Source organism: Pseudomonas sp. RIT409 (assembly GCF_003052515.2).
In the GTDB taxonomy this organism is placed as follows: domain Bacteria; phylum Pseudomonadota; class Gammaproteobacteria; order Pseudomonadales; family Pseudomonadaceae; genus Aquipseudomonas.
In genome coordinates, this window is record NZ_QARE02000035.1 from 23,081 (window position 1) to 34,069 (window position 10,989).

Sequence of the window (10,989 nt, forward strand, 5' to 3'; positions counted from 1 at the left end):
TCTCTGGAGCATTTCTTTTTTGACGCTTGGCAGGATGGCAGGAACCTCATGCATCGCCACCAACTTTCGGGAAGCACCATGTCGCTCGACCAGCAACTCACTCTCGTTGTTCTCACGCAGGATCGTCCCGCCTTCTTGCGCCGGACCTTGCAGTACTACAGTGCGCAGACGGCCCGGGTGCTGGTGCTGGATTCTTCTCGGCAAGCGAATGACGACATCGCCGCTTTGTTTCCTCAAGCGCATTACCACCACCTGCCGCAGTTCGCGGACGCCCCGCAGAACAAGATCGCTCACGGCGTGACGCTGGTCTCGACCCCTTTCCTGGCCTTCGTCGACGACGCCGATTTTCTGGTGCATGACGCATTGAGCCAGGCGGTGGCATTCCTTGCCGCCCAGCCTGACTACGGGCTGTGCCATGGCTATTGCCTGATGTACAAGGCCCACGGCGACAAGGTCGAATACCTGCGCCGTGACAAAAAGGTCCAGGAAGATTACGCCAGCGACGATGCGGCCGAGCGTGTGTCGGGTTTCATGGATCAGTACCTGCCTCCCTTCTATGCGGTGACCCGTACCCCACTGCTGCAACGCTGGTTTTCCGCGCTTGGGGAAGGCGTTTCGGGGGAATTGCAGGAATTCGGCCATGCCTTCTACCTGCTGGCCAGCGCCAAGGCGCGAATCCTGCCCATCCCCTATGTCGTACGTGAAAGCGAGCACCGTTTCTGCGGCCAACAGACCAACCTGCTAAAGCAACTGGGCAGTGCAGATCCTGCGTCGCTGCTCGAACGTGAGCGGTTCGCCGGCTTCCTGGCGTCGCTGGACACCGGCCTGGCACCGTTGGCCAGCGCAGAGCGCACTGCGTTGGTCCACGCAGCCTATGGCAAGCTGCGCACATGCCTGGAAGAACAGCGTTCGCTGACACAGACTTCCATCCTCTCCTCGAAATGGCTCGACGTCTTCGCGCCAGTGGAGCGTACATTCGGCCCTCGCCAGTTCGTCGAGATGCCTTTCTACAACCAGCCGTTCTTCGACGTGTTGAGTCAGATCGAGTTCTTGATTCACGCCATGCCCGCTGGCAAACAGCAGATCGACCAGCTCGAAGGCGTGTGGGTCCGCCAGGAACGCTTGTTGCGCACCTATGCCAACGACAACGTCGAGACCATCGCCAACCGGCTGTGGGAAGCAATGGCGCTGAACCTGTTCAACCCGCACATCGTCGAGCCATTGGCCAAACTCATGGCCGATCAGGAAAACCGCGAAGAAGCCGAGCAAATGGCGCAATGGCTGCAGCGCTTGACGTCGATCCAGCGTGAGGATCATCGCACCGGCTTCGCCCAGATGCCGTCCGGGCGCCTGCTGCAATGGCTGGACGCACGCAAGCCATCGGCCGCCGATGCCCAGGCGATCGCCCAACGCATCGCGGCTCAAGGGCCTGCGCCGCAATTCGGCATTCTGCTGCTGGACCTGGACGATGACATGCACAAATTGCAGGTCACTCTCGACAGCCTGGTCGAAGGCCATTGCAAGTCTTTCAAGGTGGTGGTGTTCACCACGGGCGAGCCGCCAGCGGCCACCAGCGCGCAAAACACGCTGCACTTCGTGCGGGTGAGCAAAAGCAACTGGGTCGAAAAAATCAATCAAGTGGTGCAGCAGTCCAGCAGTGACTGGGTGCTGCTGGCCGAGGTCGGCGATGAATTCACGCCGGGCGGGCTGTTGCGTGCTTCGTTGGAACTGCAGGCCGCGCCGCAGTGCCGGGCGGTGTTCGCCGACGAGGTTCAGCGCCTGCCTGGCGGTGCGCTGACTCACGTCATGCGTCCAGGTTTCAACCTCGATCTGTTGCAGGGCAACCCGAGCCTGATGGCACGCCACTGGTTGCTGCGTCGCGACGTGCTGGTGGAGGCGGGCGGTTATTCGGCGGACTTCACCCAAGCGCTTGAGTTCGAACTGTTGCTGCGGGTCATCGAGCAGGGCGGCATGGGCTGGCTGGCGCACCTGGACGAGCCGTTGCTGATCTGCGATGCCCTGCCGGTCGAGGAAAATCCGCAACAGCGCCTGGCGCTGACCCGTCACCTGAGCAATCGCGGCTATAAGGCACAGGTCATCGCCACCACCCCCGGCACGTGGCGCATCGATTACCGCCACACTCAGCGACCCATGGTTTCGGTCCTGCTGGCCAGCGACGACAACCTCGCCGACCTGCAGCGTTGCCTGGCCAGCGTCACGTTGCGCACGCGCTACGTCAGTTACGAGGTGTTGATTGCCGACAACCACAGCCAATCGCCGGACATGGTCGAGTGGCTCGCCCGTCAGGAAAAGGGCCGTGTGCGGGTCATTCGCACCGAGCAGCGCCTGAGTAAGGCGGCGCTGCTCAATGCGGCCCGGCGGCAGGCCAAGGGCGAGTACCTCGTTCTGCTGTCGCCGCACAGCGAAATCGTCGGCCCAAACTGGATCGACGCCTTGCTCAATCAGGCCATGCGTCCGGAAGTGGGCGTGGTGGGTGCCAAGCTGCTCGATCGCCAGGGCAACGTCAGCCAGGCCGGCCTGATTCTGGGGCTCAATGGGGGTGTCGGACCGGCCTTCGCGGGGGAAGCGAAAGACGCCGCCGGTTACCTGCACCGTTTGCTGCTCGACCAGAGTTACTCGGCGGTGTCCGACGCCTGCCTGATGGTGCGCGGGGAACTGTTCGATGCAGTGGGCGGCCTGGATGAAGCGCAATTCGCGGAGGCGTTCGCCGATGTCGATCTGTGCCTGAAACTGGGCCAGGCCGGGTACCTGATCGTGTGGACGCCGCAGGTTCAGGTCATCCACCCGGGCAGTTTGCCGGATGCACCCGCAGAACTGGCAGCCCTGCAAGCCAAATGGGCGGACGCGTTCGCCCACGACATGGCCTACAACAAGAACCTGGCGCTCACCGGCAAAGGGTTCGTGCTGGGCGAGCCATCCGCTTCGAGCTGGGCGGAACTGCTCGCCTGACGCTCACGGTAAAGGACACGTTCATGTTCAATGGCAAATCGGTTTTCATCTCTGGCGCGACCGGCTCGTTCGGTCGCCAGTTCATCCGCACGCTGCTGGAGCGCTACCAACCCCGGCGTGTCGTGGTGTTTTCCCGCGATGAACTCAAGCAATACGAGATGCAGCAGGAATTCAACGCGCCCTGCATGCGCTACTTCCTCGGGGATGTGCGCGATGCCGAGCGTCTGCAGCAGGGCATGCGCGGCATCGATTACGTGGTGCATGCCGCGGCGCTCAAGCATGTGCCCGCGGCGGAATACAACCCCACCGAGTTCATTCGCACCAACGTCAACGGTGCTGAAAATGTCATTGCGGCGGCCATCGCCAACGGGGTGAAGAAGGTGATCGCGCTGTCCACGGACAAGGCGGCCAGCCCGATCAACCTGTACGGCGCGACCAAACTGCTGTCGGACAAGTTGTTCGTCGCCGCCAACAACATCGGCGGTGAGGAACAGACCCGTTTTGCGGTGGTGCGCTACGGCAATGTGGCCGGATCGCGAGGTTCCATCGTGCCGTTCTTCAACAAGCTGATCGCCGGGGGCGCCCGTGAATTGCCGATCACCGATCCGCGCATGACGCGGTTCTGGATCACCCTGGATCACGGCGTGGATTTCGTGCTGCAAAGCTTCGAGCGCATGCACGGCGGTGAAGTGTTCGTGCCGAAGATTCCGTCGGTGCGTATCGTCGATCTGGCCCACGCCATGGCCGCTGACCTGCCGCACAAGGTCGTGGGCATTCGCCCTGGCGAGAAGCTCCATGAATTGATGGTGCCGCAGGACGATGCCCGCATGACCCTCGAATTCAAGGATCATTACACCATTGTGCCGTCGATTCGGTTCAACCACGTCGACGTCGATTTTGCCATCGACGCCACGGGCGAAAGTGGTCGGCCCGTGGCAGATGATTTCGAGTACCGTTCCGACACCAACCCTGACTTCATGACGGTGCCGCAGATCAGTCAGCTGCACGCTGACGTCCAGCCATGATCCCCTACGGGCGTCAGAGCATCGAGCAGGCCGATATCGATGCAGTGGTCGCGGTGCTCAAGTCCGACTGGTTGACCCAGGGGCCCACCATCGAGCGTTTCGAAGCCGCGATGGCCCAGCGTTGCGAGGCCGCGTTCGGCGTGGCCGTGTGCAATGCGACCGCTGCGTTGCACATCGCGTGCCTGGCAGCGGGTCTTGGCGAGGGCGACCGATTGTGGACCAGCCCCAACACTTTTCTCGCCTCGGCCAATTGCGGTCGTTATTGCGGGGCCCATGTGGATTTCGTCGACATCGATCCGCTGACGTGGAACCTTGATGTGCACGCCCTTGCCCGCAAGCTGGAGGCCGCTAAACGGGAAGGCCGCCTGCCCAAGGTGCTCGTCGCTGTGGCGTTTGCCGGGCAAAGTTGTGACATGCGGGCAATTCGAGCGTTGTCGCAGCGCTACGGTTTCGTTGTCATCGAAGACGCGTCTCACGCGGTCGGCGCTCGCTACGCCGGACGTCCAGTGGGCTGCGGCGAGTTTGCCGATATGACGGTATTCAGCTTTCATCCGGTGAAAATCGTCACCACCGGCGAGGGTGGAATGGTGCTGACCAACCACCCCGAATGGGCTGAACGCTTGCGTCGCCTGCGCAGCCACGGCATGACCCGCGACCCGGCGCAGATGGATGAACCGAGCCATGGCCCCTGGTACTACCAGCAGGTCGAACTGGGTTTCAACTACCGCATCACTGATATCCAGGCTGCACTGGGGTTGTCGCAACTGGACAGACTCGATGCGTTTCTGGCGCGGCGTCGGGGGTTAGCGGCGCGCTACCAGCGGTTGCTTGCCGAGTTGCCGCTGGCCTTGCCGACGACCCAGGCAGAAGCCGAGTCGGCCTGGCACCTGTACGTCGTGCGCTTACAGACGCAGGGCACGACGTTGAATCACCGGCAGGTATTCGACGCGTTGCGCGCCGCCGGGATCGGGGTGAACGTGCACTACATCCCGGTGCACCTGCAGCCGTACTACCGAGCGCTGGGTTTCAAACCGGGGGATTTTCCCGAGGCCGAAGCCTATTACACCGAAGCCATCAGCCTGCCGCTGTACCCCGCCATGAGCGATGAGCAGCAGGATGAGGTCGTCGGGCAGTTGCAGCGTTTGCTGGGTAAAAAACCCTCAGTCTCGATGCTGGGCGCATCGTCATGACCGCCGTCGCCATCATTCCTGCACGCGGCGGCAGCCAGCGCATTCCCCGCAAGAACCTCAAGCCGTTCAACGGCGTGCCGATGATCGTCGGTTCGATCCGCACGGCACTGCGCAGCAACCTGTTCGAGCGGGTCGTGGTCAGCACGGACGACGAGGAAATCGCCCAGGTCGCCAGGGCCCATGGCGCCGAGGTGCCATTCATGCGGCCGGCGGCATTGGCTGACGCCTTCACTGGAACTGCGGCGGTCGTTCAACACGCCATCGGGGCGCTTGATCGGCGGTACGACTACACCTGCTGCCTCTACGCAACAGCACCGCTGCTGCAGCCCCGTTTTCTCCGGGCCGGACTGCAGGCTTTGCAGGCGGCCCCCGAAAAATGCTTTGCGTTTTCGGTGTGCAGTTTTGGCTTTCCCATCCAACGCGCATTGATCATCACCGAAGACGGCAGCCTCGACGCGATGCACCCCCAATACCGAGATGTCCGCTCACAAGATCTGGCCGAGGCGTATCAGGACGCCGGTCAGTTCTATTGGGGGCGCAGCGAGGCGTGGCTGCGCGGCGAGGCAATGTTCGCGCGGCATAGCCTGCCGGTGATCCTGCCGCGTCATTTCGTGCAGGACATCGACACCGAGGAGGACTGGCTGCGCGCCGAATACCTCTACGCCGCGCTCAGGGCGGGCGGGGAGCTTGAGCTGTGAGGGTGTTGATCCGCACCGATGCGTCGATCGCCATCGGCAGCGGGCACGTTGCGCGCTGCCTGACCCTGGCCCATGCGCTGCGCAAGCGGGGGGCGCAGGTGCATTTCGCCTGTCGGCGTTTGCCAGGGCATGCCATTGAGCGCCTGAGCGATGCAGGATTCCTCACCTACGCCTTGCCTGCGCATTACAGGCATGAGCACAGCGATGCGGGCATCGAAGCCGCCTTGCCCTGGCAGGAGGACATTTACGCCTTGGGCGAACAACTGGCCGACGAGCCCGCTTTCGATTGGCTGATCGTCGATCATTATGGCCTCGACGCTCGCTGGGAAACCGCAGCGCGCCAGCTCGCCCATCGTCTGATGGCCATCGACGACCTAGCCAATCGTCCCCACGCTGTCGATATCCTGCTGGACCAGAATTACGCCGCTCAGGCACTGGCCAATCCCTATGTCGGCCTCGTCCCCGCTACCTGCCAAACCTTCTTGGGGCCGCACTTTGCGTTGCTCCGCGAGGAGTTTCAGTGCGCCGCGATCCCCATCAAGCCGCGTGTTGAACGGGTGCTGGTCAATTTCGGCGGCTTCGATGCTGCCCGGCAAGTGCATGCCACGCTGTCGGCGTTGGGTGACTGCAGGACCCTTGAGCTGGACGTGGTTGCGGGGCTGCACAATCCTGATTGGGACGCTCTGCAGGCCCTGTGTTCGACGCGGCCGAATTGGCGATTGCAGGCGCTCGCCGATGACTTCTTCGGATTGATGCGTCAGGCGGATCTGTTCATCGGTGCGGGCGGTGGCACGACCTGGGAGCGGGCCGCAGTGGGCCTCCCCACGCTGTGCATTTCCGTCGCGCACAACCAGGAACTCAATGCGCGATTGCTGGCGCAGGCGGGCGTCCACCGGTATTTAGGCCCCCATGACCACCTCAGCCCAGCACACCTGAAAGCGGCGATCCATGCGTTGATCGATGACCCCAAGCAACGCCAGGCCATGGCGGAGCGCTCGCGAATGCTGGTGGACGGCCAAGGCGCCGACCGACTGGCTGACGCGCTGACCCAATTGCAGTGAGAACAGAATGAAAGCGTTCAAGATCGGCTCCACCCTCGTCGGCCCTGAGGCACCGCCGTTCGTCATCGCAGAAATGAGCGGCAATCATAACCAGTCGCTGGATCAGGCGTTGCGGATCGTCGAAGCCGCTGCCAAGGCAGGCGCTCATGCCCTCAAGCTGCAAACCTACACCGCCGACACCATGACGTTGGACATCGCCGAAGGCGAGTTCTTCATCAAGGACCCCGACAGCCTCTGGGCCGGAAGCTCGCTTTACGCGCTGTATCAACAGGCGCACACGCCTTGGGCGTGGCATGCACCGATCTTCGCGCGGGCTCGGGAGCTGGGGCTGCTGGCGTTCTCCACACCCTTCGACGAGACCGCTGTCGATTTTCTCGAGAGCCTGGACGTCCCGGCCTACAAGATCGCCAGCTTCGAAAACACCGATATCCCGTTGATCCGCAAAGTCGCCGCGACTGGCAAACCGATGATCATCTCCACCGGCATGGCCAGCATCGCGGAGCTAGACGAGAGTGTGCGTGCTGCACGGGCGGCAGGGTGCAAAGACCTGGTGCTGCTCAAGTGCACCAGTACCTATCCGGCGTCACCGCAGAACAGCCATATCCGGACCATCCCGCACTTGGCCCAGTTGTTTGGCTGTCAGGTAGGGCTGTCCGATCACACAATGGGTGTCGGGGTGTCCGTGGCGGCGGTGGCGATGGGCGCGACCGTCATCGAAAAGCATTTCACCCTCGACCGCGCGGACGGGGGCGTCGACGCCAGCTTTTCCCTCGAACCCGCAGAAATGGCCAGCCTGGTAACGGAAACCGAACGCGCTTGGCAAGGGTTGGGCGCGGTGCACTACGGCGCGACGCAGGCGGAGCAGAAGTCGCTGCAATACCGGCGGTCGTTGTACGTGGTGGAGGACATCGCCGAGGGCGAGGCTTTCACTGCGCAGAACGTGCGCGCCATCCGGCCAGGACTGGGGCTGGCGCCCAAGCACATCGACGCGGTTCTGGGCCGCAAAGCCCGCCAACCCCTCAAGCGCGGCACCGCGCTTAGCTGGGAAGTGATTGGCTAACGAGCAGGCTGTGTTTGATGGGTCTGGATACGGAAGACTGATCCAGTGGTGAGGGTGATGCTGGTTTACCTTTTCACTTTCCAGCTACGGCAGCTCCATTTTTCTCGGCAAATGAAGGCAACCCTGGGTCCCAGCCCACGCCTCTACGGATCTGCCCGGATTCCAGCCGTATCTATGAAGCCAGCGGTTTGGTCACGGGACAGGCCCAAAGTTTGCGAACTCATCGGCCTTTTGCGTCATTACATCCCTAAAATGCCCTTCCACACGATGTCGCTATACCGTTTGCGAGTATCCTATTTGGATCCAAAAGCGGGCTGTTGCCCCATCAGCAGTCAAATTGTCAGGGAGACATCGGGTGTTTTTATGGCATATCGTGCCCTCTTGGGGGCAGATTGAAGATCGGATAAGACAGGAAATGGGCTATCAAAATGGTGCCCGATATAAAACCCACTGGGGCGAATCTGTCCCTTCCCTGAGCCTTAACATCCGCCGCATCGCAAGCGTCCGCTCTGCGTTTTATCAGGCTGAATGGCAAGCGAGCGAGCTACTTCGCCAACGTTTCGCCGATCTCAACATTCCATCATCCTCAAAGACCTGATCGATGTTGTCACGCAGATGGCAATGATCGTCGCCGGTAGTACCTTGACTGGAGGTGCCATCGGTGCCGGTGTGGGTGCATTCTTCGGCGGTGCTGGCGCTGTTCCCATGGGGGCTGCGGGGGCTGCAATGGGTTTGCAGGTTAGCAGTTGGATACTTGGGATACTTGGCCTGCAATCTATTGCAGAGTTTTTCGTTGAAGGCTTGCCGCGCATTGGCGGTTATTACCTGACAGGGATCAAGACTGCATGGGAAGGCACCCTAGGCGAAGAAGGCTTGACTCCCTTCAGCCAAGACGATCCTTTCGCGGTGAGCAGCGCGGCCCACAGCATCGCGCTAGGCCACGTCGAAGTCGTCATTCTGCTGCTAGGCGCTATTGTTGAATACCTGACTCGTGGTCGAGGTAACGCTGGCAGGCTGGCCCAAGAGATGCGAGCCAGTCCGAAAGGCGCAAGAATTGGCCAGTGGATGGTCGAGCATGAAGATGCGTTGAAGGGCAGACCTGACCTGCAAAAGGCTGAACCGCATAAAGGGGCAATAGGCTCACAAGATACACCTGCCCCCGAGCCGTCACCTCGCTCCGATACTCATTCTCCAAAGAGTCTCGAACCGAGGAGGTCATACGAGTATCCTGGCAATCTGGTTTCAACACAAACCAAGTCAGAGATGTCTGGATCGCAGATTAAGCGCCTCACGAAAGATATGGAAAGAAATGGTTTCGACCCAAATCATCCCATTGATGTCTGGAGAAATCCCAGCTCGGGACGACTGGAAATTCAGGACGGACACCATCGGGCGGCTGCAGCAAAAAAAGCGGGTATTGAAAAAATTCCAGTCGACATTTGGGAGTAATGTAATGACTAAAGGATATAAAGCTGCGTTTATAGTCCCTATCGGGGCCCGTAAGATCCTCGGAGAGGACGGTTGGGAGTTTGAAAGCTCTGTGCGTCTATCAAAAGATATAGGCGATGGCTTAATAAAAACCCTGAAGCTTACCTTTCTAGAGGAGTATTCCGGGATAAGGAAATATGCAGGCGAAGGTATAGGGATGTCTATAGTGTTTGACGATAACCAAGAGGTGGAAAGTATCTATTTTCAGTTGTCAGGCGGGGCATTAGCATCGCTTTCCGAGATATACCAATGCGTTAATGCCTCGTCTGAGGCAGAAATTTTCGTACCTTGAAAAAGCCCAATATTTTTTGGCTGATTATAAAGCGTATACGCTGCTCGGAATGAAGTCGCGGGGCGCTGACATTGGGTAGGTGTCGTTTGGCTACGGTATTTTCTAGATTCCTGGAGAAGTTTGGTGGCCCGGTTGATCGCCAGGACGTTCCGGTGTCGAGTATCGAACGCTACAGAGGCAAGCTGCCTAACCAGCTTCTGGAATATTGGGCTGAGCACGGCTGGTGTGGATACGGTGATGGAATTTTTTGGATAGTGAACCCGCAAGAATACGAAAGAGTAGTGGATTCGTGGCTTGAAGGAACGGAATTCGAAAAACGCGACACTTACCACCTAATTGCTCGTGGAGCGTTTGGCGATCTCTATCTATGGGGCGAGAAAACGGGATTCTCACTGAAGATAACGAGCGTCTTTTCACGATGCGTAATTCATGATTTTGAACCCACCCCCGAGCAAATGGATCGTAAGCTTCAAGACTTTATCGTGTCCAGAAAAGTGGACTCTAACGATGTAGAAGAATGGTTCAAGCCGGCAAGAAAAAAGCTCGGCACTCTTCGCCATAATGAGATGTATGGTTTTGTTCCAGCGCTAGCGCTCGGTGGGTCGGCATCCCTTGATCATGTTGAGAAACTAGAAGCAGTGGAGCATTTAATTCTGCTGTCTCAGCTTGCAGAGCTTGAGCCATACAGCTTTTAAGCTTGCGGGATGCCGCCTGAGGTATTCGAGCTAGCTGCCACCTATGCGGCAGCGATTGATCGATTTCACTCGCTCGCTGTGTCGGCAGCCGCGTCAGCACATCTTTGAGATTGGCATACGGATCATGCCTATTCATACGCGTTCCGGATCTTCCTGCTGATCGCCTCGACTCCGGACTGCAATTGCAGCGCCACTGCCGCCAAGTCACGAAGTTTTCCCGGGGTCATCTGGTCGAGGCTGGGCGAGAAACTCATGCCGCCGATTCCAGCTATACCTATGAAGCCATCGGTCCGGGTACGGCGAACTGTTCCATTGGCGAGGTTGACGCTGATTCACCGTTCCGCTTTTACAGCGGCCCCATTGTCTTGGCAAATGGGGGAAACCGCTTGCTCCTGGTTTGGCCCGGCTGCGCCGGGTTCCCTCCTTCCGGCGTTGCTCCGTGGGCCCGCCGCGGACGGCCATCCATGGCCGCGCGGCTTTCGCGGCTCCCGGCCGCTCAACCCACTGCGC

8 protein-coding genes and 2 pseudogenes are annotated in these 10,989 nt (G+C 60.1%); 9 read left to right on the plus strand and 1 reads right to left on the minus strand.

The annotated features are described in order from the left end of the window. Nucleotides 1–78: 78 nt before the first annotated feature. The 9 genes and pseudogenes from DBP26_RS25905 (at nucleotide 79) to DBP26_RS25945 (ending at nucleotide 10,479) form a co-directional block, all read left to right on the plus strand. Complete coding sequence (locus tag DBP26_RS25905) at nucleotides 79–2,970, plus strand: TIGR00180 family glycosyltransferase (protein WP_256602123.1); 2,892 nt, start codon at nucleotides 79–81, stop codon at nucleotides 2,968–2,970. Nucleotides 2,971–2,993: 23 nt separating this feature from the next. Continuing rightward, complete coding sequence (gene pseB, locus DBP26_RS25910) at nucleotides 2,994–3,995, plus strand: UDP-N-acetylglucosamine 4,6-dehydratase (inverting) (protein ID WP_108240442.1); 1,002 nt, start codon at nucleotides 2,994–2,996, stop codon at nucleotides 3,993–3,995. Further along, entirely contained in the window at nucleotides 3,992–5,185 is a 1,194-nt protein-coding gene (pseC, locus tag DBP26_RS25915; protein WP_108240443.1) for a UDP-4-amino-4,6-dideoxy-N-acetyl-beta-L-altrosamine transaminase, read from the plus strand. The genes pseB and pseC overlap by 4 nt, the downstream gene beginning before the upstream one ends. Then, the gene (pseF, locus tag DBP26_RS25920; RefSeq protein ID WP_108240444.1) at nucleotides 5,182–5,883 is read left to right on the plus strand and encodes a pseudaminic acid cytidylyltransferase; all 702 of its coding nucleotides are present in this window, start codon (nucleotides 5,182–5,184) and stop codon (nucleotides 5,881–5,883) included. The genes pseC and pseF overlap by 4 nt, the downstream gene beginning before the upstream one ends. Beyond that, nucleotides 5,880–6,944, plus strand: coding sequence for a UDP-2,4-diacetamido-2,4,6-trideoxy-beta-L-altropyranose hydrolase (gene pseG / locus DBP26_RS25925; RefSeq protein ID WP_108240445.1), 1,065 nt, complete (start codon nucleotides 5,880–5,882; stop codon nucleotides 6,942–6,944). Before pseF ends, pseG begins: the two co-directional genes overlap by 4 nt. A gap of 7 nt (nucleotides 6,945–6,951) precedes the next feature. After that, nucleotides 6,952–8,004 carry a pseudaminic acid synthase gene (pseI, locus tag DBP26_RS25930; protein WP_108240446.1) on the plus strand — a complete coding sequence of 351 codons (1,053 nt, stop codon included), beginning with the start codon at nucleotides 6,952–6,954 and terminating at the stop codon, nucleotides 8,002–8,004. A 355-nt stretch (nucleotides 8,005–8,359) separates the two neighbouring features. Then, nucleotides 8,360–9,453 (plus strand): annotated as a pseudogene (locus tag DBP26_RS25935) (DUF6861 domain-containing protein). Between the two features lie 4 nt (nucleotides 9,454–9,457). After that, nucleotides 9,458–9,784 carry a hypothetical protein gene (locus tag DBP26_RS25940; RefSeq protein ID WP_108240447.1) on the plus strand — a complete coding sequence of 109 codons (327 nt, stop codon included), beginning with the start codon at nucleotides 9,458–9,460 and terminating at the stop codon, nucleotides 9,782–9,784. A gap of 86 nt (nucleotides 9,785–9,870) precedes the next feature. Further along, nucleotides 9,871–10,479: a GAD-like domain-containing protein gene (locus tag DBP26_RS25945; protein WP_108240448.1), complete on the plus strand. Its 609-nt coding sequence runs from the start codon at nucleotides 9,871–9,873 to the stop codon at nucleotides 10,477–10,479. Between the two features lie 34 nt (nucleotides 10,480–10,513). On the opposite strand, the pseudogene DBP26_RS27100 reads toward DBP26_RS25945, so the two are convergent. After that, a pseudogene (locus DBP26_RS27100) lies at nucleotides 10,514–10,618 on the minus strand (transposase domain-containing protein); the annotation flags it as partial. Between the last annotated feature and the right edge of the window lie 371 nt (nucleotides 10,619–10,989).

Bases quoted from the DNA above. Each gene is read 5' to 3' on its own strand.
- DBP26_RS25940 (WP_108240447.1), top strand. From the start codon at position 9,458: ATGACTAAAGGATATAAAGCTGCGTTTATAGTCCCTATCGGGGCCCGT.
- pseI (WP_108240446.1), top strand. From the start codon at position 6,952: ATGAAAGCGTTCAAGATCGGCTCCACCCTCGTCGGCCCTGAGGCACCG.
- pseC (WP_108240443.1), top strand. From the start codon at position 3,992: ATGATCCCCTACGGGCGTCAGAGCATCGAGCAGGCCGATATCGATGCA.
- pseB (WP_108240442.1), top strand. From the start codon at position 2,994: ATGTTCAATGGCAAATCGGTTTTCATCTCTGGCGCGACCGGCTCGTTC.
- DBP26_RS25905 (WP_256602123.1), top strand. From the start codon at position 79: ATGTCGCTCGACCAGCAACTCACTCTCGTTGTTCTCACGCAGGATCGT.
- pseF (WP_108240444.1), top strand. From the start codon at position 5,182: ATGACCGCCGTCGCCATCATTCCTGCACGCGGCGGCAGCCAGCGCATT.